The sequence below is a fragment of the Flavobacterium hibernum genome (assembly GCF_000832125.1).
GTDB lineage: Bacteria > Bacteroidota > Bacteroidia > Flavobacteriales > Flavobacteriaceae > Flavobacterium > Flavobacterium hibernum.
This window is the reverse complement of the sequence record NZ_JPRK01000027.1, coordinates 188,375-211,041: the sequence shown is the minus strand read 5'-3', so window position 1 is coordinate 211,041 and position 22,667 is coordinate 188,375. Positions and strand designations below refer to the sequence as shown.

The following is a 22,667-nucleotide window of genomic DNA, read 5'->3' as shown; positions in this document are numbered from 1 at the left end:
GCTTGCGGAAGTTATAAGTGGGCTGCAAATGGAATTACTTATACTAGTTCTGGAACTTATCCTTACACTGTAGGATGTGATACGAAAACTTTAGATTTAACCATTACTCCAATCACAACATCTACGCAAACGGAAACAGCTTGCGGAAGTTATAAGTGGGCTGCAAATGGAATTACTTATACTAGTTCTGGAACTTATCTTTACACCGTAGGATGTGATACGAAAACTTTAAATTTAACGATTACTCCAATCACAACATCTACGCAAACTGAAACGGCATGCGGAAGTTATAAATGGTCAGCAAATGGAATTACTTATACTAATTCTGGAATTTATCCTTATACCGTAGGTTGTGATACAAAGACTTTAGATTTAACTATTACTCCAATAACTTCTTCTATACAAACAGAAACGGCTTGTGGAAGTTATAAATGGTCTGTAAATAACATTACCTATACAAGTTCTGGAATTTACCCTTATACTGTAGGTTGTGATACGAAAACTTTAGATTTAACCATTACACCAATAACTTCATCAACACAAACTGAAACGGCGTGCGGAAGTTATAAATGGTCAGTAAATAACATTACCTATACAAGTTCTGGAATTTACCCTTATACTGTGGGATGTAATACCAAGACTTTAGATTTAACCATTACTCCAATAACTTCTTCTACTCAAACAGAAATGGCTTGCGGAAGTTTTAAATGGTTAGTAAATAACATTACCTATACAAATTCTGGAATTTATCCTTACACTGTAGGATGTGATACAAAAACTTTAGATTTAACTATTACACCAATAACTTCTTCTACTCAAACAGAAACGGCATGTGGAAGTTATAAATGGTCTGTAAATGGTAATACTTATACAAGTTCTGGAATTTATCCTTACACTGTAGGATGTGATACAAAAACTTTAAATCTAACTATTACTCCTATAACTTCTTCTTCTCAAACAGAAACAGCTTGTAATAGCTATTATTGGCCAATTAATGGTACAACCTATACTACTTCAGGAACTTATTATAATACTGTAGGTTGTGATACGAAAACTTTAAATCTAACAATAAACAATTCTTCTAGTATTAACAATACTGTAAGCTTAAATTCAGGTTTATTAACATCAAATCATTCGGGTGCTACTTACCAATGGTATAAATGTCCAAATACTTTACTTAGCAATGAAACAAATCAATCTTATACTCCACTAGAAGCTGGAGATTACAAAGTAGAAGTTTCTATAGGAGATTGCAAAGTCATGTCTGATTGTATTACAATAAGTCGCTTGGGTATTAATGAGCCAAACAAAACTGAGTTTAAAATTTACCCTAATCCAAGTAAAGGAATAATTAATGTTGTGACTGCCAATAAAGGTAATTATAGCATAATCGATCAATCTGGAAAAACTATAAAATCGATTCACCTTACTGAAGATGTAATCAATACAATAAATTTAGAAAATTTATCAGATGGTATGTATTTTATAAAAAGCACCAGCGATAATAAGGTAAAAGTTCAAAAGTTTATAATCAAGAAGTAATTCTTTAAAAAAACAAAACTCCCAAATTACAAATGTAGTTTGGGAGTTTTTTTATTTAATAATTCCAGCAATTTTGGAATTTGGAATTTATTTTTTTTGAATTTTTATAAAACCATCGTCAACTGGATTCTCTTTCGATCTTCGTCAACCTCAGTAACTTTTACATCAACATGCTGATGAAGTTTTACAACCTCATTTACATCGCTCACAAAACCGGCTTTTAGTTGAGAAATGTGAACCAATCCGCTTTCTTTGATTCCAATATCAACAAAACAACCAAAATTGGTGATGTTATTAACAATTCCTGGCAAAATCATTCCAGTTTTCAAATCTTTGATAGATTTTACATTCGCATCAAATTCAAAAACCTTAGCCGACTTTCTTGGGTCTAATCCAGGCTTTTCAAGCTCTTTTATGATATCTTTTAAGGTTAGTAAACCAATTTCAGGTGTAATATAATTTTCGGCCTTAATTAAGGCTGTTTTCTCTTTGTTAGCAATTAAGTCGTTTACCGAAAGTTTTAAATCTTTAGCCATCTTTTCAACAACCGGATATGCTTCTGGGTGTACAGCCGAATTATCTAATGGATTTTTTGCATTCGAAATTCTAATAAAAGCCGCACCTTGCTGATATGCTTTCTCGCCTAAGCGAGGCACTTTTTTTAGCTGCTTTCGATCTTCAAACGGACCATTTTCAGATCGGTATTGAACAATGTTTTCCGCCAGCTTCTCTCCTATTCCACTCACATAACTTAATAAATGTTTACTGGCAGTGTTAATATTAATTCCAACCGAGTTCACACAACGAATTACCGTATTATCAAGTTCTTCTTTAAGTTTTGTTTGATCAACATCATGTTGGTATTGTCCTACTCCAATCGCTTTTGGGTCAATTTTTACCAACTCAGCCAAAGGATCTGAAAGTCGTCTTCCAATAGAAACTGAACCACGAACCGTTACATCATAATTTGGAAATTCTTCTCTCGCTATTTTTGAAGCCGAATAAACCGACGCTCCAGCCTCCGAAACTATAAAAACCTGCAAAGGCTTATCAAATGCTATTTTTTTGATAAAAAATTCCGTTTCTCTCGAAGCAGTTCCATTTCCAATAGAAATCGCATCAATTTGATACGCATTTACCATCGAACGAATTTTTTTGATCGCCATAGTTTCCTCGTTTTGAGGTGCGTGCGGATAAATGGTTTCGTTATATAATAAATCTCCTTTTTCGTCAAGACAAACTACTTTACAACCACTTCTAAATCCTGGATCAATTGCCAAAATTCTTTTTTCACCCAAAGGTGGCGCTAATAATAACTGACCTAAATTGTTAGCAAATACTTGAATAGAATTGGCATCAGCCTTAGCTTTTGCTTCTTGCAAAGTTTCGTTTCCAATTGCCGGATTCAACAATCGTTTATAACTGTCTTCGATCGCTAATTGTAAATGTGCCGTTGTACTATTTTGTTTTTTAATGACTATTTCATCAATAATATCGTAAGCCTCATCAATATCAACATCAACTTTCATTTTAACAAAACCTTCATTTTCAGCACGAAGCATTGCCAATAATCTATGTGAAGGTGCTTTTGTTAAAGGTTCTTCCCAATCAAAATACTGACTGAATTTTTGAGCTCCTTCTTCTTCCGCTTTCTTTTTTACAACCTTAGTCCCAATAGTTGCTTTTCGTTGATACAATCTACGCAGTTGTTTACGAACATAAATATTCTCGTTAATCCACTCAGCAACAATATCTCTTGCGCCTTGCATGGCAGCTTCTTCGTTAATAACATTTTCATTAAGATATTGTGTTGAAACAAAATCTACATCAACATCATTTTCAGACATAATAATTTTTGCCAATGGCTCTAAACCAAATTCGCGTGCAACATCTGCCTTTGTTTTTTTCTTCTTTTTGTACGGAAGATAAAAATCTTCAATTTCTTGCAAATCAAAACTCTGTTCAATTTTCTGTTTCAATTCTGGCGTAAGTGCTTTTTGCTCTTCAATTGATTTAAGAACTGCATCTTTACGTTTTACAATTGCTTCATAATCTTTTTGAAGTTTTGCAATTTGCTCAATCTGAACTTCATCCAGATTTCCTGTAGTATCTTTTCGGTAACGTGAAATAAACGGAATCGTACAATCTTCCTCTAATAATTTTACCGTATTTTGAATGTTAATTGCTGCTGTTTGAACAGTTTTAGCAATAAATTGAATATTAGTCATACTTTTAATGAAATAATTTCTTGATTACAAAATGAGATAATTTGTCTTTTAAAACCGTAGACAGATTAATCAATCACTCCGCTAAAATAATATCTTTGTTTTTAATTTTAAGCCAATGGAAGTTTTATTACTGTATTTTTTATTTGTAAATATCATCGTTTTTTTTCTTGCCGGATATGATAAATATCAAGCCCGAAAAAATAAACAAAGGATTCCTGAAAACACCTTATTTTTTCTAGAAGCAATTGGCGGAACAGTAGGTTTGTTATTGGCAATGTTACTTTTTAGACATAAAACGAGTAAAACTTCATTTATTGTCAAGTTCACTCTTATTTTTTTAATTCAGATAGTATTGGTTTATCTCAAAATGACTCATAAAGTTTAAAACAATTACATTGTTAACAACTCTATAAATACCTATTTACCAAACAATTAAAAGTAATATTTTTAAACAATAAGCCGGATGAATTTTAAAAATTCATCCGGCTTATTTATATTATATTGGTGCGAAGCACCTGTAATTTTTATTGACAAGCAATTTTATTCACTCTATTTTGGTGTCTTCCACCTTCAAAAGCAGTTGTTAAAAATGTTTCAACAATTTCAACAGCTTGAGGAATAGATGTAAAACGCGCTGGAATACTCACAATATTTGCATCATTATGTAAACGTGTTAAATACGCAATTTCTTTAGTCCAACATAAACCTGCTCTTACTTTTGGGTGTTTATTAACCGTCATTGCAATTCCGTTTCCGCTTCCGCAGATAACAATTCCAAAATCAGCCTTTCCCTCAGATACATCATTCGCCACAGGATGTCCATAATCTGGATAATCAACAGAATCTTCAGAATCTGTCCCGTAATTAGTTACCTCATATCCTTTTGCTTTAAGCATCGCTACGATTGCTTTTTTATAATCTGGTCCTGCGTGGTCGTTTCCTATCGAAATTTTCATTGTAATACTATTAAGTTGTGTACTGCAAATTTAATTAAACAATTTCTTAGCAACACACGAAAACTAAAAAACTTAGCTATGAATTTTAAAACGTTTCAAACGGCTTAAATTCTGCAACATAAAATTGATAAAAATCACCAATTCAGGTAATTAAAACTAATGAACATTCTATGCTGAAAAAACGCTAATAACAAACACTTCTATTCAATTGATGTACATTACAAATCTTCTACTTTTGAAATAAAAATTAGTCTCGTTTTATTCATTTTAATACCTAAAATGCGGTTAATTATAACTCGCTTTATATCAAAAAGTTAACGTTATTAACAATTTTAATATCTATATAAATAGCTGAATATCAATAAATAATAATCATAGATTTTGTTAAAATTTTATATTGTTAATAGCAAAACCTAATTCGTTGATATTCAATTAACTTTAAGTTAACATTATTTGTTAATAAGTTGAGATAGAAAATTAGAAGTTTTTTTTGGTTGTGTCAAAAAAAAACCTAATCCAAAACCGGAATGAAATAACCTAATAAAGTTTGAGGAATTTTTGGAAAAGTTATCAATATCAAAAATGCCATTTTCAACAAAAATCAACATATGAACTTATCTACAAAATGAATTACTTTTTGGTTGTTAACCATTGTTAATTAAAATACAAAAACTCTTAGAAATTAATCCTTTAACAAAATATAAGTATGTTGATAACTCAAGATAAGTAAGAGAAACTTCATTTCAATACTTTTAAAAATAAATTTATAGCACATATTAACAAGCTATAATAACAAACAAAAATTAATTTAATTTAAATTTTTCTTTTTGTTGTATTTAATATATGTTGACAACTTTGAAAGAATAAAAGAAAATTTAATTTTTTGAATTTGAAAAAATAGAATGGTTTAAACGATTTTCAATGGACTGTTTAGATTGTCCAGAATTTGCTGAACTTCTTCGAAATCGTTTGGATGAACTTTGAGTTTAATTCCACCCAGTGCCGAAGTGTACATTGGAACAACAGAAAGCGTCATTTCGTTTTCAAAAAAATAAGGAATCTCTTCTTGTTCCAATAAGTGTTTTAGAACAACAGTTTCGTGCTGATAATTGAATATTGCAATGGTTTTAAAGCTTTCCATGAAGGGTCTTTTTTATAAAGATACGAAATGAGTATTACTAAAGATTTTTCGCTAACACAATTTTAGACATGCTAATTACAAATGACCTTTGAAAATCAATATATACCTATTTCTGAAAGTTATATTTTTAATAATTTATTTGTTAAAATCTATAATCTGATATCTTATTTGTAATTTTAACTTTTTAAGAAAAGATATATGAGTAAGAAAATTAGAAAGCCGATAAAAAATGAGAAAGATTTCTCTAGCAAGATTTTAAAAATTTTATCGCAAAGCCCTAATAAAGCATTCAATTACAAACAAATAGGAGCAAAGCTCGAACTAGACGATACAAAAAGCAGAAATGAGATTATAAAAGATTTAAAAATTCTGGCTGCTTCAAAGAAAATTATAGAATCTGAACCTGGTAAATATTTAGTAAAAGCAGTAAGTCAGGATTATTACGAAGGAACAATTGACATGACGAGCCGAAAAACGGCTTATTTTATTTGTCCTGATTTTGCCGAAGATGTTTTTATCCCTACAAATAACCTGAACCGTGCCTTAGACAAAGACAAAGTAAAAGTTTATGTTTATAATAGAAGAAAAGGTAAAAGACCTGAAGGTGAGGTTATTGAAGTTATAGAAAGAAACAAAACTGAATTTGTTGGAGTTATTGACATTCAAGCTAATTTTGCTTTTGTATCTACCGCAAACCCTAAAATGTATACCGATATTTTTATTCCAAAAGATAAAATTGGAGAAGCAGAAAATGGTGATGTTGTTTTAGTTACGATCGAAGATTGGCCAAAAAGAGCCGATAGTCCGTTTGGATCTGTGATTAGAGTTTTAGGAAAACCAGGAGAACACAATACTGAGATTCATGCTATTTTGGCCGAATATGGTTTACCATCAGATTTTCCGGTAGAAGTAGAGGTCTATGCTCAAAAAATAGATACATCAATACAAGAATCTGAAATTGCAAAACGCCGTGATATGCGTGATACACTCACGTTTACGATTGATCCAAAAGATGCAAAAGATTTTGATGATGCTTTGTCTTTCAAAAAGTTAGAAAACGGAAATTACGAAATTGGTATTCATATTGCCGATGTTTCGTATTATCTTGAAGAAGGAACAATCCTCGATGATGAAGCGTATCAACGTGCAACTTCGGTTTATTTAGTCGATAGAGTAGTGCCAATGCTTCCCGAAGTTTTATCTAATTTTGCCTGTTCATTACGACCAAATGAAGAGAAATATACATTCTCAGCCATTTTTGAAGTTTCAGAAAATGCACAAGTTATTAACCAATGGTTTGGTAGAACAGTAATTTATTCAGATCAGCGTTTTGCATACGAAGAAGCACAATATATCATTGAAACAAAAGACAATACAATTCCTGTTGATATTTCAATAACAGGAGAATCTTATGTTGTTTCCGATGAAATTACGCAGGCAACTTTAAAATTAGATGAATTAGCTAAGATTCTAAGAAAGAAAAGAATGGCAAATGGAGCTATTTCTTTTGATAAAGTCGAAGTAAAATTCAACCTGGATGAGCAAGGAGAACCAGAAGGAGTTTATTTTAAAGTTTCAAAAGATGCCAATCATCTTATTGAAGAATTCATGCTTTTGGCCAATAGAAAAGTGGCAGAATACATTGGTAAACAAAAGAAAACATTTGTTTACAGGATTCACGATGAACCAAATGAAGATAAGTTAATTGCAATGGCGGGAGTAATTGCTAAGTTTGGTTATAAAATAGATTTTAGAAACAAAGGAGATATTTCGAAATCATTGAATGCTTTGATGGAAGAAGTAAACGGTAAAAAAGAGCAAAATCTTATCGATACGCTTGCGATTAGAAGTATGAGTAAGGCAAAGTACTCGACAGAGAATATTGGCCATTACGGATTAGCTTTTGACTATTATAGCCATTTTACATCGCCAATTCGTCGTTACCCAGACGTTATGGTACACCGTTTGCTACAATATTACCTTGACGGAGGTAAATCTGTAGATGAAGAAATATACGAAACAAAATGTTTACATTGTTCGAATATGGAAGGTTTAGCAACAAATGCTGAGCGAGATAGTATTAAATACATGCAGGTTAAATACATGCAAGATCACCAGGACGAAGAATTTTTGGGAGTTATTTCAGGAGTTACAGAATGGGGAATTTATGTTGAAATTGTGTCTAACAAATGCGAAGGAATGGTAAGAATCAGAGAAATTAAAGATGATTATTATACTTTCGATGAAAAGCAATACGCTTTGGTTGGAGCGACTTCAAACAGTATTTTGCAATTAGGAGATGAAATTTACGTTAAAGTAAAAAATGCCGATTTAGTTAAAAAACAATTAGATTTTCATTTTTTAAGAAGAGCAGAATAAAAGTAAAATTTAAAAAATAAAAGTATGAAAAAGTTAATTATAGGAGCTGCAATTTTATTAGTTCAAATGTCTTTTGGTCAGGTTACTAAAGAGTTGGGTGATTTTGATACCGTAAAAGTTTACGACAAATTGAGTGTCAAATTAGTTCAATCGTCAGAAAATAAAGTTGTTATAAAAGGAGCTAGAGAAGCAGAAGTTGAAGCTGTAAATAAAAATGGAATATTAAAATTAAGAATGCCTTTTCCAAAGCTATTATCAGGAAATGATCTGGATATTACTTTATATTACAAACATTTAGAACTAATTGATGTAAATGAAGGTGCAAATGTTAGCAGTAAAGAAGCTATAAAAGCAACTAGTTTTAAAGTTAGTGCGCAAGAAGGTGCAACAATTAATGTAGATTTGGATGTTGATAAACTAAAAGTAAGTTCAGTTTCTGGAGGTTCGATCACTTTAACCGGTAAGGCAGATAATCAAGTTGCAAGTTTAGGAGCTGGAGGATATCTTCTGGCAAGTAAATTAAATACTTCTCAAACAACTGTAAGCGTTTCTGCGGGAGGAAAAGCAGATGTGAATGCTTCTACTCTTGTAGATGCAAAAGTAAGCGCAGGAGGCTCTATTTACATTTATGGAAAACCGAAACAAATTAATCAAAAAACAGTTTTTGGAGGAAAAATTGAAGAAGTAAAATAAGAAATTCTATTTGAATGATAAATGATATTTTGGCTGGACTGCCATGGGGACTTTTTTTAAGTTTTATGGTAGGTCCAGTATTTTTTGTACTATTAGAAACCAGTATTACAAAAGGATTCAGAGCCGCATTAGTCTTTGATCTTGGTGTAGTATTAGGTGATGTTTTTTTTATAGCTATTGCTTATTTAGGTAGTTATAGACTTATTCAGAGTTTAAAAGATAAACCGGCACTTTTTATTTTTGGAGGTATAATAATGCTGGCATATGGTATAATTTCTTTTGTGAAATTAAAAAAAGAAGAAAAGATTAACGACGAAGAAATTGATCGCGATATTATAAAACGAAACTATGCAAGTTTGTTTGTAAAAGGTTTTTTATTGAACGTTATTAACATTGGAGTTCTAGGTTTTTGGTTGGCAGTTATTATTTCTATCGGACCAAAATTAGAGATGCAAAATTCAAGAATGTTTACTTTTTTTACTGCAGTTATCGTAACTTATTTAGTAGTAGATTGTATTAAAATACTATTAGCTAAGCAATTAAAATCTAAAATGACCCCAACCAATATTCTTAAAATCAAAAAAGGAATTAGTATTGTTCTAATGGTTTTTGGTTTTGTTTTGATAGTTCAAGGCTGGTTTCCTAAAGAAAAAGAAATGGTTAGAAATGCTTTTGAGAAGATTGAAAAATAATCAGATTTAATTATATGAAGAGACTTTTACTTATTTTAATTGTGATTCTTGTTAGTTGTAATAATTCTAATAAGACTGTTGTAAAAAAAGAAAAAGTTGTGGATGATGTTCATGACGTTGAAAGAATCGTAAGAAAAGAATACAAACCTTTTTTTACTTCAGATAAAATTGATCATTATTATTTAAAAATCTCTGATGATTCAGTTTTAAAAGTCCTTGGAGGAGATACAATTGTAAAAGATCAAAAGAAATTAAGTATGATATTATCAGGATATTATCCAGATTCAATTTCAAGACCTAATTTCGAATCAGATTTACTTCTTAATAATTTTGTAAAGACAGAATTGAGTAAGCAAAAGAAAAGAGAAGTTGAACAAATATTTACTCAAAAAGATTCTATTCAGATGACATTTTCAGGTTGTATTCCAATGTATAGAGATATTTTTATTTTTAAAAGAAATGATTCAATAACTGGAATAGCGAAGATTTGTTTTGGTTGTGGAGTCGCCTATTTTTATGGAACTAAAGTTGATACAGAAGGTTTTGGAACAAGATCTGAACTTAAAAAGCTAGAAAAAATAATTCGATAATAATTGAATCATAAATTTAAAACCTCTGAATTTCAGAGGTTTTTTTATGTTTATAAGTGTAAGTTTGTCCTTGTGAGGAACGAAGCAATCACACTAACTGCTACACTAACTATTACACAAAGTTTGTCATTTCGAGGAACGAGAAATCTTCGCGACAATTATCGATAAAGTACATCAATCTTTGTAGAGCTACTTGCGAAGATTTCTCGTTCCTCGAAATGACAAGATTGAGGAAATTTTAATCATAAAAAAAACTGTAAATTTCTTTAGAGGTTTTGAATCATTGTTCGGATTCGAACGTAATCTTTATCTAATTTTTTCTAAAAATTAACCATAAAAAAAACCTCTAAATTTCTTTAGAGGTTTTTGAGGCATCGTCCGGATTCGAACCGGAGTAGGAGCTTTTGCAGAGCCCAGCCTAGCCGCTCGGCCACGACGCCATTACTTGAACGGATGGCAAAAGTAACTAAAATCTTTAAATTTCAAAACTTTAAAATGAAGTATTTTAAAATTTTTCCCTTTTTTTAGAAAAAATTACTTTCTAATTTCCGTCATTTTTATAGTAACTGTTTCAACATCACCACCAATAGGAGGATTTATTTTAGAAACCCAAACAGTTGTTTTTTCTACACTTTCTATTTCGGCAAGTACACGAATATTGATTCTTTTGGCTACATGTTCTAATAAATGCGAACGAATTGCCATTTCTTCTTCAACAATTTTGTTTAAATGTACATAATCTACTGTATCTGCTAATTGATCAGTTTGTGCTGATTGCTGTAAATTTGCTTTAATTTTTAGATCAACTGTATAGTCAGATCCAATTTTTCCTTCTTCAATTAAACATCCGTGGTACGAAAAAGTTCGAATGTTTTTTAGTTTAATAACTCCCATTTTAAATTTAGTTTCAGGTTCTAAGTTTCAGGTTTACTGAGAAGTTTGTAAAGAAAACTATAAACTGTAAACCGAAAACTCTAAACTTTTTTATCTTTGCTAAAATTACTATAAAATAATGGCATCAGAAGAGAAATCACTCAATTTTATTGAACAAATCATAGAAGAAGATTTAAAATCAGGTCTTTCAAAAAATAAGCTTCATTTTCGTTTTCCACCAGAACCAAACGGTTATTTACACATTGGTCATGCAAGTGCTATTGCATTAAATTTTGGTTTAGGAATTGATTATCAATCTCCTGTGAATTTACGTTTTGATGATACAAATCCTGAAAAAGAAGAGCAGGAATTTGTTGACGCAATTAAAAAAGACGTCGAATGGCTTGGATATACTTGGGCCGAGGAACGTTATGCTTCTGATTATTTTCAGCAATTATACGATTGGGCAGTTTTATTAATTAAAAATAATAAAGCATATGTTGATAGTCAATCTTCTGAAGATATGGCAATTCAAAAAGGAACCCCATCTACAACGGGAACAGATAGTCCATACAGAAATCGTTCTATTGAAGAAAATTTAGATTTATTCGAAAGAATGAAAAACGGTGAATTTGAGGCTGGAACTCATATTCTTCGTGCAAAAATAGACATGAAATCTACTAATATGTTGATGCGTGATCCTATTATGTATAGAATCTTACATAGAGATCATCATAGAACCGGAGATGCCTGGAAGATTTATCCAATGTACGATTGGGCACACGGACAAAGTGATTATTTAGAAGAGATTTCACATTCATTTTGTACACTAGAATTTTTGCCACATCGCGAATTATACGATTGGTTTTTAGATCAAATATTAGAGGAGAACAAGCTGCGTCCAAAACAAAGAGAATTTGCAAGACGTAACTTATCACATACCGTTGTTAGTAAAAGAAAATTACAGCAACTAGTTAAAGAAAAGCATGTTAATGGTTGGGATGATCCTAGAATGTCTACCATTTCAGGATTAAGAAGAAGAGGTTTTACAGCTGCTTCATTACGTAATTTTGCCAATACAACCGGAATTGCAAAACGTGATAATTTAATTAATATATCGGTTTTAGAGTTTTGTATTCGCGAAGATTTAAACAAAATTGCACCTCGTGTAATGGCTGTTTTAGATCCTGTAAAAGTAATTATTGCAAATTATCCTGAAGGAAAAGAAGAGTGGCTTGAAGCTGAAAATAATCAGGAAGATGAAAATGCAGGATTCAGAAAAGTACCTTTTTCTCGCGAATTATACATCGAGAGAGAAGACTTTCTTGAAGAAGCTCCTGCGAAGTTTTTCCGATTAACTTTAGGAAAAGAAGTACGTCTTAAAAATGCTTATATCATTAAAGGTGAAAGTGTTGTAAAAGATGCTGAAGGAAATATTACAGAGATTCATGTAACTTATGATACCGATTCTTTGAGCGGAAGTGGGACAGAAGCAAGCCAAAGAAAAGTATCTGGAACATTGCATTGGGTTTCTATCTCGCATGCAATTGAAGCCGAAGTTCGTATGTACGATCGTTTGTTTACAGATGAAGCTCCGGACAGTTATAAAGACAAAAATTTCTTAGATTTTGTTAATCCAAATTCTTTAGAAATTATAAAAGGTTTTGTTGAACCAAGTTTATCAACAGTTCAAAATGAAGATAAATTTCAGTTCCAACGTTTAGGTTATTTTACTGTTGATAAAGATTCAACTCCTTCAAAATTAGTGTTTAACAAAACTGTTGGTTTGAAAGATGCTTGGGAAGAAAAAGGTAAAAAAGAAGAAAACAGCATTAATAACTCTTTAAAAGATATCAACAAATACTTTAAAGTCGAAACTAAAGCAGAGCGTATTGCAATCGAAAGTGCAATAGGAGCAAGCATTGCAACTATTTCTACTTTTTCACTTTTGCAAAATTCATTAAAGAAGAATATCAACAACAATAAAGCATCATTGTTATTTTCTCAATTTCTTTTAAAATACTCTCATTTAAAATCCAAGGATTTTGAAGAAGACGATATTAAAAAATTATATACAATGTCTCTTAGAAGTGAATCGACTTATGTTCGATCTAAAGCACTTTTAAATTTGAGAGATTTAGAAAATGAAAGTTTAAGAAATCAGTTTGAAGATGATATTTTAAAATTATATTCAAATTCTCCAAAAAATGCATCGGAGCGAGAAATTGAAATTCTTGCCGAGATGGTAAAAAAATAATATCATTAAAATCTATTAAAAAGCGCTTTTTATAAGCGCTTTTTTTATTATTTATATTTTCTATTATTTTTTAAAAATATATAGATTTATTATATTAAAATTGGCTTCAATAAATTTAATTTAAGCTAATTTTTCATTTCTTCCACCTCATTAATCATCTTTTAAAAAATCGTTTATTAGAAGCTTTTATTTTAATTTTAGACCTTAAATTCTCTTGTTTTTCTCGTTGTTAACATACAATTGTTTATAAAGTTGAAATCAACTTAATTTGAATTTGTATTTTAAATTTTGGGTTGTAGTTTTCAAATTTGTTTTTTTGACTGCTTTTAATAAATAAGTTTTAAATATGATATTTTAATTTTTAATTGTTTTTAATTATAATATATAAAAACTATCATTTTTAATTTTTAAATAGATATTTTATGTTAAAAACAACCTTCATAAATCAATTTTAAGCTAATTTTTTATCTCTTTTATATCGTAAGACGTTTTTTGAATTATTGTTGTTTTTTGAGCTTTATTTTAATTTTTAGTGTCGTTTTTGTTAGTTTAACGGGTTGTTAACATACAATTGTTTATAAAGTTGCTATATTTATCAAAAGGTCAAATATGAAAAGTAATTTTTCAATAATTTGAAATGTAGGTTAAGAATCTCGACTGAGTTTGCTAAAGTTTAAAAATGTTTCATTTTTGATTTTAGTTTAATTCTAATTATAGATTTTTGATAATCATTTTATGTTCTAATTTTTATTGTGAATTGATTTTGATAATACTTATAGCGTGAAAGTATTTTTTCAAAGTGATTTCATAATGTTAAATATCATAGAATTATTTTTTGCTGGTAGTTTCAAATTTTGAATTTCATTTTTTGACTATGAACAATTTAAAAATTTAAAATTTATTTACTTATGAAAAATATCATTTTAACGCTAGGAATTTTATTTGCTAACATCGCAATTTCTCAAACACATCAAATTACCAAACATAATGGTGAACAACTTGATGTTAATTTTATTAAAGTAGAAAAAGACATGGTTTATTATTCTTTAAACGGAAGTGCCGAAGAACATAAAATTAGCAAATATGCAGTTTCGCAATTAACGAATAAACAAACTAATCAAACAAAAAAAATATCTGATAAAATAATAGTAGATTCAAAATCAGATTATAAATTCGTAACAGTATTATCTCAAGACAAAACAATTGGTCTGAAAGAAGTAGCTAATTTTTCTGGAGTCTCGACAAAGACAAAAGGAGAACCGCCAATTGCTAATCAAAATCATACAGCTATGAGAATCAAAACACAATCAGCTTCAAATGGATATCCGTTTGTTAGTATCGTTGAAAAAGGAGATGGAAAGTATGAAGCAGTAGCTTATGTGTATTAAATTTAGTGTTAAAATTAATTAAATAACATCAAGTCAGTATTTTATAATTTAAAAAAAGAGTATCTTTATTAATCATTTAAAAAATAATATTATGTCTAAGAACTTAAATACTGTTGCAGCAATTTTAGGTGCTGCTGCTGCTGGTGCAGCAATCGGAATTTTATTTGCTCCTGACAAAGGATCTAAAACTCGTGCTAAACTAAAAGAAGGTTTAGATGATGCAACTCACAACCTGAAGGATTCACTTTCAGCAAGTTCAGATGTTTTGCGTCAAAAATTCACACATGCAAAAGAAAATTTAGATGGAACTTACGGTGAATTACTTTCTAATATGAGTTATAAAACTGAAGAAGTAATTAGTTTTTTAGAAACTAAACTGGCTGATTTAAAAGCACAAAACGCAAAACTTCAAAAATAAAAATAGAAGAAAGCACAAAGCTCGCTTTGATTTTAATGATTGCTTAGATTATTTTAATTAATTTTAAGATAGTTAAAATGCAAGAATTCAATCTGCGCGTTTTGTGCTTCTTTTTTTAATTAAAATTACAATTATGGCTTTTGAAGAATTAAAAGAAAATACTGAAAATATTCAAGATCAGGCTAAGGTTTATTTAGAGAGCCAAATGGCGTATTATAAACTTTGGGGTTTTAAGGTTGCGATGAAATCAACAACTTTGATTTTTAAGTTTACTTTAATTTTACTTGGTTTGAGTATGGTTTTACTTTTTGGATCAGTTGCTGCGGGTTTTGCTTTCAGCGCTTTATTCGAAAGTTATACTTTAGGATTTTTGACAGTAGGAGGGATCTATCTTGTAATCACCGTTTTACTATTCTTTGTTAAAGATAAATTTGTTGAAGGTCCAATTTTAGAGAAATTTTCAGAAATCTTTTTTAACGATTAATTATGGAAACAAAAAAATACTCATCATACGCAGAAATCGAAAGAGATTTAGAAATTTTAAAATTGGAGAAAGATATTAATTATCAAAAATTAGTTTTAAGTTTTCAAAAAACAAAAGAAAGTATTACACCGCAAAATATTATAGGTGGAGTTTTTTCATCTTACAAGGATTATATTTCACATTCGTATCCTAAGATTTTACAAACAATTTTACCGTATATAATTGGCTGGTTTGTCAATAAAAAAAGAGGCAATTAAGCCTCTTTTTTATTTTATAATTATTGTTGTGTTTCTGGTTGAGTATCGTCTTCATAACCATGTTGTGGTTCAATAGGTTTTTGTTTCACGATTTTTTTATTGTTTTTCTTCATCATTTCACCAACTTGATTTGATGCTGTAAAAGATGCAACCATATTGTTCAACATATCACTTCCGGCTTGTGGCGAATTAGGCAATAAAATTAAGTTAGAATTTGCGTCGGCACCAATTGCTTGTAAGGTATCATAATGTTGAGTAACAACAATCAAAGCCGACGCTTCTTGAGAATTGATTCCAACATTGTTCAAAACTTCAACACTTTCTACAAGACCTCTGGCAATTTCACGACGTTGATCTGCAATACCTTGACCTTGTAAACGTTTACTTTCAGCTTCAGCTTTTGCTTTTGCAACAATTCTAATTCTGGAACTTTCAGCTTCAAATTCAGCAGCAGTTTTTTCTCTGTCAGCAGCATTAATTCTGTTCATTGCATTTTTTACTTGAATATCCGGATCGATATCCGTTACCAAAGTATTGATAATATCATATCCATAAGTAGTCATTGCTTCGTTTAATTCTCTTTTTACTGCAATGGCGATATCGTCTTTTCTTTCAAAAACATCATCCAATTTTAGTTTAGGAACTTCGGCACGAACCACATCAAAAACATAAGCAGTAATTTGATCGTGTGGATATTCTAATTTATAAAAAGCATCATATACTTTTTCCTGAATCACTTTAAATTGAACCGAAACTTTCATTTTAATAAAAACGTTGTCTTTAGTTTTGGTTTCGATAATAACATCAAGTTGTTGAATTTTTAGATTAACACGTCCGGCCAATCTATCAACAATCGGAATTTTTAATTGTAAACCCGAGTTTCTCACACTGTGAAATTTTCCAAATCTTTCGATAATTACAGAAGATTGTTGTTTAACGGTAAAAAAAGATGACATTAAAATAAATAGTCCTATGACTATAATAATAATAAATGCTGTACCCATAATGATATTGATTTAGTTTTTATGATCTGGTAAATTACGAAAATTCTGCCAATTTCAATTTTTTAAAACATAAAAAAAACGCTAAGAACATTTTATCAATGTGTCTTAGCGCTTAAATTATTTATGATTTTTTGATTATAGAGTTGCTATTGCTTTTTGAATTCTAGAAATAGTTTCTTCTTTTCCAATGATTTCAACAATGTCAAATAGGTGAGGACCTTTTAATGCTCCAACCAAACTTAAACGGAAAGGTTGCATAACTTTACCCATACCAATTTCGTTTTTAGTTAACCAATCTTTTACAATCGCTTCGATATTTGCTGAATCAAAACCATCGATATATTCAAGAGTCGAAATCAATTCCTGCATTAAAGCTGGAGTTTCTTCCTTCCAGTTTTTGCTTGCTTTTTCATCATAAGATGTTGGCGCCTGGAAAAAGAAATCAGTTAAATCCCAAAATTCTGAAACAAAATGAGCTCTTTCTTTAATCAAAGAAACAATTCTTGTTATGTCATATTTAGATGTATCAATACCTTTTTCAACTAAAATAGGAGAGAAGCTTGTCGCTAAATCTTCATTATTTTGTTTGATAAGATATTGATGATTGAACCATTTATTTTTTTCAGGATCAAATTTAGCTCCTGATTTATGAACTCTGTTCAAGTCAAAAGATTCAACTAATTCTTCTAATGAAAATAATTCTTTATCAGTTCCGTCATTCCAACCTAAAAGAGCAAGGAAGTTAATAACCGCTTCCGGAAAAAATCCTTTCTCTCTGTAACCAGATGAAATTCCTTCTTCAGTTTTCCATTCTAATGGAAACACAGGAAACCCTAATTTATCACCATCTCTTTTAGATAATTTTCCGTTACCAACAGGTTTTAAAATTAAAGGTAAATGTGCAAATTCCGGAGCATCCCAGCCAAAAGCTCTGTACAATAAAACGTGAAGAGGCATCGATGGCAACCATTCTTCACCACGAATTACATGCGAAGTTTCCATTAAATGATCATCAACAATATTGGCTAAATGATATGTTGGCATTCCGTCACTTTTAAATAAAACTTTATCATCAAGTAAACTAGTTTCGAATTTTACATCACCACGAATAATATCTTTTAAATGTAAAGTTTCGTCAACCGGAGTTTTGAAACGAATAACATAATGTTCTCCATTTGCAATTCTTTTTGCAACTTCTTCAGTTGAAATTACTAAAGAAGTATCTAACTTTTCACGAATTGTATGATTGTAAATAAATGTTTTTCCTTTAGCTTCTTGTTCTTTTCTCAAAGCATCAAGAGTTTCTGGAGTATCAAAAGCATAATATGCCCAACCAGAATTGATCAATTGATCAGCATAAGTTTGGTATAAATCTTTACGATCACTTTGTCTGTACGGACCAAATTTTTCATTTTTACCAACAGTTTCGTCAGGAGAAATTCCTAACCATTCTAATGCTTCCATAATATAAGCTTCTGCACCAGGAACAAAACGAGTTTGGTCAGTATCTTCAATTCTTAAATAAAAAACACCATTATTTTTTTTGGCAAATAAATAATTAAATAGGGCAGTACGAACTCCGCCAATATGTAAAGGTCCTGTTGGACTTGGTGCAAAACGCACACGAACTTGCTTTGACATTTGTATAAATTTTGATGCAAAGATACAATTCTAATTAGAGAATTAGGAAATGTGTTTAATTAGATAATTACCTTGTTTCTGGTCTAATTTTTTTGTTACCATTTTTTAATTATTGGAGAAGTTTAAGTGGATAATGTTTTCCTATGGCTCAATTTTCTAATTATCTAATTGATCATTTTCTAATTAGGAATGTCTTGCTTGTAGCTTAATTGACTAATTTTCTCATTGATTATTATCTAATTAAAATTAGTACTTTTATAGGTTATAAATAAAAGAGATTCATTTTGAAAACAACATCTGCTATATATCAAAAACTAGAAGCATTTATAAAGAAATATTATATGAATGAACTGATAAAAGGAGGACTTCTTTTTATTGGTTTTGGATTATTGTACTTTCTGTTTACGCTTTTTATTGAATATTTTCTTTGGTTAAAACCATTTGGGAGAACACTGTTGTTTTGGATATTTATTGGAGTAGAAGTTTTTCTGTTGTTTCGATTTATATTATTTCCAATTTTTAAGTTATTTAAACTTCAAAAAGGAATCGATTATAATCAGGCATCAACTATTATTGGAAATCATTTTACAGAAGTAAGTGATAAGCTAACTAACTTTTTGCAACTTTCAGCGGCTGAGATTTCGACAGAAAGTTCAGAGTTGATGTTAGCTTCAATAGAGCAAAAGGCAAATTCATTGCAACCAATTCCTTTTGGAAATGCGATCAATTTTAAATCTAATAAGAAATATTTGCCATTAGCAATTATTCCAATTTTGCTTTTTGCAGTGTTTTATATTTCTGGAAATAGTAATATCATTTCTCAAAGTTTAAATAGAGTAGTGCATTTTAATGCTACATTTTTACCTCCGGCTCCTTTTAAATTTGTGGTTTTAAATTCGAATTTACAAACAGAACAGAATAAAGATTTTGTTGTCAAGATGGAATCAGTAGGAAACGTTGTTCCAGAAAATGTAATGATACATATTGGGAACGAAAGTTATTTTATGGAGTCATCTCAACCTGGAAAGTTTGAATTTAAAATTGAAAAACCAACAGGTAATATTCAGTTTTCTTTTGAAGGAAATTCAGTTTCATCTGATGAATATGAATTGAAAGTAATCACGGTTCCATCAATTGCGAACTTCGAAATGGTATTGAATTTTCCATCTTATTTAAAAAAGAAATCAGAAACAATTCAAGGAACAGGAAATGCAATTGTACCAGAAGGAACTTTAGTTACTTGGAAAATGAACACGCAATCTACTCAGGAAATTGTGTGGAAAGATGATCATGCAAGTTTTAAGTTCAATAAGGCAGAAAACGAGTTTAAATTGGCTAAAAATATTAGTCAAAATACAGAATATCAAATTCTTACGTCAAATAATAAGGTCAAAAACTACGAAAAGCTAGATTATCAGCTATCAGTTATCAAAGACCAGCATCCAACCATTACAGTGAGCCCTGCGCCTGACAGTTTAAAGCTAGATAAGAACTATGTTTTGGGTAGATTGGGTGATGATTATGGCTTGTCAAAACTGCAAGTTGTCTATTACGAACGTAACAAACCTAACACTGCCAAGCGTGGAACAATACCTGTGAAGCAAGCCGTTTTTGATCAGTTTGTTTTTAACTTCCCGAGTAATTTGGCAGTAGAAGAAGGAGTATCTTATGAATACTATTTTGAGGTTTTTGATAACGATGCACCTCATGGATTTAAGAGTACAAAGTCTTCTGTCTTTTCAGATAGAGTTTCTACAACAGATGAAGTTCACGATCTGGAATTGCAGCAGCAAAATCAAAACATAAATAGTCTTGAAAAGTCCTTAAAGAATCAAGCGAAGCAGTTTTCTGAAATGGATAAAATTCAAAAATCCGGAAAAGAGAAAGATAATTTAGAGTTTAAAGATCAGCAAAAGATAAACGATTTCATCAAACGTCAGAAACAACAAGACGAAATGATGAAACAATTTGCTGAGAAAATGAATAAGAATCTGGATAAATTTCAATCTGAAAAGAAAGATAAAACAGCTGACGATTTACAAAAGCGTTTGGATAATGCAGAGAAAGATTTAGAAAAGAATCAGAAGTTAATGGACGAATTGAAGAACTTAAACGACAAATTGAATAGCGAAGATTTGTTTGATAAGATGGAAAAATTTAAACAAATTAGTAAAAATCAATCTCGTAATTTAGAGCAGTTAGTTGAATTAACGAAACGTTTTTATGTATCTAAAAAAGCAGAACAAGTTGCTGAGAAATTAAACAAATTAGCAGATCAGCAAGAACAGCTTTCAAACAAAGACAAAGAAAACACACAAGAGAAACAAGAGGATATTAATAAAACCTTTGATAAAATTCAGGAAGATTTAAAAGATTTGAAAGATGAAAATAAGACTTTAAAAGCACCTTTGGATATTCCGTCTGATGCATCAAAAGAGAAAGATGTAAAGGATGATTTAAAAAAAGCATCTGAAGAATTGAGTAAAAAGAATGCATCTTCGGCTAAGCCAAAACAGAAAAGTGCTGCCAAGAAAATGAAAAGCATGGCTGAGAAAATGGATTCTAGTATGGAAGGTGGAGAGCAAGAACAATTGGAAGAAGATGTTGCAATGCTACGTCAGGTTTTAGATAATCTTTTGGCTTATTCATTATCTCAGGAGGATGTGATGAAGCAATTTAAAACAATGAAATTAGGTTCTTCGGCTTTCACAAAGAATATTAAAATACAACAAAATTTAAAACAACAGTTTAAACATGTCGATGATAGTTTGTTTGCGTTGTCACTTCGAAACCCAAAAGTAGCCGAAGATGTAACCAAAGAAATTGGAAATGTGCAGTACAATATTGATAAAGCGATTGAAACTTTAAGTGATGTTCAAGTTCCTAAAGGAGTTTCTCACCAGCAATATGCAGTTTCATCTGCTAATAAATTAGCTGATTTTTTGAGTGATTTATTAAACAATATGCAAATGTCAATGTCTAAACCTGGGTCAGGAAAACCAAAACCGGGTGATGGACAAGGAATGCAGTTGCCTGATATTATTCAGAAGCAAAAAGGATTGGCTGATAAAATGAAGGAAGGAATGAAAGCCGGAGATAAGGCAGGTGATAAAGCTGGTGATAAACCAGGAGAGGGACAACAAGGGAAATCTGGAGATGGAAAGCAAGGACAAGGGAAAGATGGACAGGGTAAAAGTGGAGATGGTAAAGGTGATAAAAATAAAGGCAAAGGAAATGATGGTAAAGATGGTGATGACGGAGAAGGAGATGCTGAAGCTATTATGGAAATCTATAAAGAACAAGTAAGACTTCGTGAAGCATTACAAAAGGAATTAGCCAAACAAGGTTTAGATTCTCAAGGAAGATCTGTACTAGATCAGATGAAAGCTTCAGAAAAACAACTTTTAAACAAAGGATTTAAGAATGAGAACTTGCAACGTATACTTAATATTCAGCAAGAATTATTAAAGTTAAATAATGCAGTACAGCAACAGGGGCAAGATACAAAACGTCAATCAGAAACTAATAAAGCAGAATTTTCTAATAGAACAAATGCATTACCAAGTTCCTTATTGGATTATTTAAACAGTGTAGAGATATTAAACAGACAATCACTACCTTTGCGCTCGAATTTTAATCAAAAGGTTCAAGAATATTTTAATACAAAATGATCAATTTTAATTACGAAACCGAATTTACTTTAGATAACGAACAAGCCTTTGCAGATTGGTTAAGTGCTGTAATCGAATCTGAAAATAAAAACGAAGGAGAGATAAATTACATTTTTTGTGATGATGAATATCTTCATAAAATAAATGTAGAATATCTAAATCATGATACACTAACAGATATTATCAGTTTTGATTATACAGTTGGTAACGAAATAAACGGAGATATATTTGTTTCTGTTGAAAGAGTAGAGGATAATGCTAAGGATTTTAATGTTCCTTTTGCAGAAGAAATCAAACGTGTTCTTGCCCACGGTATATTACATTACTGTGGTTATAAAGATAAATCTGATTCTGAAGCCGAACTTATGCGTTCAAAGGAGGATGAAAAAATCGCAATGTTTCACGTGGAACAGTAATTAAATAACTCTTTTGATTTGATAATAATTATGTTCC

The 22,667-nt window shown here is 30.5% G+C and carries 19 protein-coding genes and 1 tRNA gene; 13 read left to right on the top strand and 7 right to left on the bottom strand.

All coding sequences use genetic code 11. The features are described from left to right. Positions 1-1,542, top strand: a 1,542-nt coding sequence (locus IW18_RS23085) for a T9SS type A sorting domain-containing protein (RefSeq protein ID WP_131676012.1), incomplete at its 5' end; no start/stop codon positions are given. Between the two features lie 104 nt (positions 1,543-1,646). Here IW18_RS23085 and IW18_RS22520 read toward each other — a convergent pair. Next, positions 1,647-3,770 carry a Tex family protein gene (locus IW18_RS22520; RefSeq protein ID WP_041520456.1) on the bottom strand — a complete coding sequence of 708 codons (2,124 nt, stop codon included), beginning with the start codon at positions 3,768-3,770 and terminating at the stop codon, positions 1,647-1,649. Positions 3,771-3,885: 115 nt separating this feature from the next. On the opposite strand from IW18_RS22520, the gene IW18_RS22515 reads away from it, so the two are divergent. After that, positions 3,886-4,155 (top strand): DUF1294 domain-containing protein, encoded by a 270-nt coding sequence (locus IW18_RS22515; protein ID WP_041520455.1) that lies wholly within the window; start codon positions 3,886-3,888, stop codon positions 4,153-4,155. Between the two features lie 139 nt (positions 4,156-4,294). Here IW18_RS22515 and rpiB read toward each other — a convergent pair whose 3' ends face one another. Together rpiB and IW18_RS22505 are read right to left on the bottom strand one after the other, a co-directional pair. Beyond that, positions 4,295-4,726: a ribose 5-phosphate isomerase B gene (gene rpiB, locus IW18_RS22510; RefSeq protein WP_041520454.1), complete on the bottom strand. Its 432-nt coding sequence runs from the start codon at positions 4,724-4,726 to the stop codon at positions 4,295-4,297. A gap of 907 nt (positions 4,727-5,633) precedes the next feature. Then, positions 5,634-5,867: a putative signal transducing protein gene (locus IW18_RS22505; RefSeq protein ID WP_041520453.1), complete on the bottom strand. Its 234-nt coding sequence runs from the start codon at positions 5,865-5,867 to the stop codon at positions 5,634-5,636. A gap of 198 nt (positions 5,868-6,065) precedes the next feature. Between IW18_RS22505 and rnr the strand changes: the two genes are divergently transcribed. The 4 genes from rnr to IW18_RS22485 are packed head-to-tail and all read left to right on the top strand — an operon-like array spanning position 6,066 to position 10,221. Further along, a complete protein-coding gene (gene rnr, locus IW18_RS22500) occupies positions 6,066-8,246 on the top strand; it encodes a ribonuclease R (RefSeq protein WP_041520452.1) in 2,181 nt (726 codons plus the stop codon). A gap of 24 nt (positions 8,247-8,270) precedes the next feature. Then, positions 8,271-8,939 carry a head GIN domain-containing protein gene (locus IW18_RS22495; protein ID WP_041520451.1) on the top strand — a complete coding sequence of 223 codons (669 nt, stop codon included), beginning with the start codon at positions 8,271-8,273 and terminating at the stop codon, positions 8,937-8,939. A gap of 14 nt (positions 8,940-8,953) precedes the next feature. After that, entirely contained in the window at positions 8,954-9,631 is a 678-nt protein-coding gene (locus IW18_RS22490) for a LysE family translocator (protein WP_041520450.1), read from the top strand. A 14-nt stretch (positions 9,632-9,645) separates the two neighbouring features. Continuing rightward, positions 9,646-10,221 (top strand): hypothetical protein, encoded by a 576-nt coding sequence (locus IW18_RS22485; protein WP_041520449.1) that lies wholly within the window; start codon positions 9,646-9,648, stop codon positions 10,219-10,221. A 369-nt stretch (positions 10,222-10,590) separates the two neighbouring features. Here IW18_RS22485 and IW18_RS23275 read toward each other — a convergent pair. After that, positions 10,591-10,661 (bottom strand) — tRNA-Cys (locus tag IW18_RS23275). 94 nt (positions 10,662-10,755) lie between these two features. Further along, positions 10,756-11,115, bottom strand: a complete 360-nt coding sequence (gene folB, locus IW18_RS22480; protein ID WP_041520448.1) for a dihydroneopterin aldolase — start codon at positions 11,113-11,115, stop codon at positions 10,756-10,758. A 118-nt stretch (positions 11,116-11,233) separates the two neighbouring features. Between folB and IW18_RS22475 the strand changes: the two genes are divergently transcribed. From IW18_RS22475 to IW18_RS22455, 5 genes are all read left to right on the top strand, one after another. Further along, positions 11,234-13,351: a glutamine--tRNA ligase/YqeY domain fusion protein gene (locus IW18_RS22475; RefSeq protein ID WP_041520447.1), complete on the top strand. Its 2,118-nt coding sequence runs from the start codon at positions 11,234-11,236 to the stop codon at positions 13,349-13,351. Between the two features lie 908 nt (positions 13,352-14,259). Next, the gene (locus tag IW18_RS22470) at positions 14,260-14,739 is read left to right on the top strand and encodes a hypothetical protein (RefSeq protein WP_041520446.1); all 480 of its coding nucleotides are present in this window, start codon (positions 14,260-14,262) and stop codon (positions 14,737-14,739) included. Between the two features lie 91 nt (positions 14,740-14,830). Then, positions 14,831-15,157: a YtxH domain-containing protein gene (locus tag IW18_RS22465; RefSeq protein WP_041520445.1), complete on the top strand. Its 327-nt coding sequence runs from the start codon at positions 14,831-14,833 to the stop codon at positions 15,155-15,157. A gap of 133 nt (positions 15,158-15,290) precedes the next feature. After that, positions 15,291-15,641 carry a hypothetical protein gene (locus tag IW18_RS22460; protein ID WP_041520444.1) on the top strand — a complete coding sequence of 117 codons (351 nt, stop codon included), beginning with the start codon at positions 15,291-15,293 and terminating at the stop codon, positions 15,639-15,641. 2 nt (positions 15,642-15,643) lie between these two features. Further along, the gene (locus IW18_RS22455; RefSeq protein ID WP_041520443.1) at positions 15,644-15,898 is read left to right on the top strand and encodes a DUF6327 family protein; all 255 of its coding nucleotides are present in this window, start codon (positions 15,644-15,646) and stop codon (positions 15,896-15,898) included. Between the two features lie 20 nt (positions 15,899-15,918). On the opposite strand, the gene IW18_RS22450 is transcribed toward IW18_RS22455, so the two are convergent. Both IW18_RS22450 and gltX read right to left on the bottom strand, forming a co-directional pair. Then, positions 15,919-16,902 (bottom strand): SPFH domain-containing protein, encoded by a 984-nt coding sequence (locus IW18_RS22450; protein ID WP_041520442.1) that lies wholly within the window; start codon positions 16,900-16,902, stop codon positions 15,919-15,921. A gap of 135 nt (positions 16,903-17,037) precedes the next feature. Continuing rightward, complete coding sequence (gltX, locus tag IW18_RS22445) at positions 17,038-18,543, bottom strand: glutamate--tRNA ligase (protein WP_041520441.1); 1,506 nt, start codon at positions 18,541-18,543, stop codon at positions 17,038-17,040. Between the two features lie 284 nt (positions 18,544-18,827). Between gltX and IW18_RS22440 the strand changes: the two genes are divergently transcribed. Both IW18_RS22440 and ybeY read left to right on the top strand, forming a co-directional pair. Further along, positions 18,828-22,214: an O-antigen polymerase gene (locus IW18_RS22440; RefSeq protein ID WP_041520440.1), complete on the top strand. Its 3,387-nt coding sequence runs from the start codon at positions 18,828-18,830 to the stop codon at positions 22,212-22,214. After that, complete coding sequence (gene ybeY, locus IW18_RS22435; RefSeq protein WP_041520439.1) at positions 22,211-22,630, top strand: rRNA maturation RNase YbeY; 420 nt, start codon at positions 22,211-22,213, stop codon at positions 22,628-22,630. The genes IW18_RS22440 and ybeY overlap by 4 nt, the downstream gene beginning before the upstream one ends. Positions 22,631-22,667 lie beyond the last annotated feature (37 nt).

Bases quoted from the DNA above. Each gene is read 5' to 3' on its own strand.
- IW18_RS22515 (WP_041520455.1), top strand. From the start codon at position 3,886: ATGGAAGTTTTATTACTGTATTTTTTATTTGTAAATATCATCGTTTTT.
- folB (WP_041520448.1), bottom strand. From the start codon at position 11,115: ATGGGAGTTATTAAACTAAAAAACATTCGAACTTTTTCGTACCACGGA.
- IW18_RS22520 (WP_041520456.1), bottom strand. From the start codon at position 3,770: ATGACTAATATTCAATTTATTGCTAAAACTGTTCAAACAGCAGCAATT.
- gltX (WP_041520441.1), bottom strand. From the start codon at position 18,543: ATGTCAAAGCAAGTTCGTGTGCGTTTTGCACCAAGTCCAACAGGACCT.
- IW18_RS22455 (WP_041520443.1), top strand. From the start codon at position 15,644: ATGGAAACAAAAAAATACTCATCATACGCAGAAATCGAAAGAGATTTA.
- IW18_RS22490 (WP_041520450.1), top strand. From the start codon at position 8,954: ATGATAAATGATATTTTGGCTGGACTGCCATGGGGACTTTTTTTAAGT.
- IW18_RS22470 (WP_041520446.1), top strand. From the start codon at position 14,260: ATGAAAAATATCATTTTAACGCTAGGAATTTTATTTGCTAACATCGCA.
- IW18_RS22475 (WP_041520447.1), top strand. From the start codon at position 11,234: ATGGCATCAGAAGAGAAATCACTCAATTTTATTGAACAAATCATAGAA.
- IW18_RS22465 (WP_041520445.1), top strand. From the start codon at position 14,831: ATGTCTAAGAACTTAAATACTGTTGCAGCAATTTTAGGTGCTGCTGCT.
- rpiB (WP_041520454.1), bottom strand. From the start codon at position 4,726: ATGAAAATTTCGATAGGAAACGACCACGCAGGACCAGATTATAAAAAA.
- rnr (WP_041520452.1), top strand. From the start codon at position 6,066: ATGAGTAAGAAAATTAGAAAGCCGATAAAAAATGAGAAAGATTTCTCT.
- IW18_RS22505 (WP_041520453.1), bottom strand. From the start codon at position 5,867: ATGGAAAGCTTTAAAACCATTGCAATATTCAATTATCAGCACGAAACT.
- IW18_RS22460 (WP_041520444.1), top strand. From the start codon at position 15,291: ATGGCTTTTGAAGAATTAAAAGAAAATACTGAAAATATTCAAGATCAG.
- IW18_RS22485 (WP_041520449.1), top strand. From the start codon at position 9,646: ATGAAGAGACTTTTACTTATTTTAATTGTGATTCTTGTTAGTTGTAAT.
- IW18_RS22495 (WP_041520451.1), top strand. From the start codon at position 8,271: ATGAAAAAGTTAATTATAGGAGCTGCAATTTTATTAGTTCAAATGTCT.
- IW18_RS22450 (WP_041520442.1), bottom strand. From the start codon at position 16,902: ATGGGTACAGCATTTATTATTATTATAGTCATAGGACTATTTATTTTA.
- ybeY (WP_041520439.1), top strand. From the start codon at position 22,211: ATGATCAATTTTAATTACGAAACCGAATTTACTTTAGATAACGAACAA.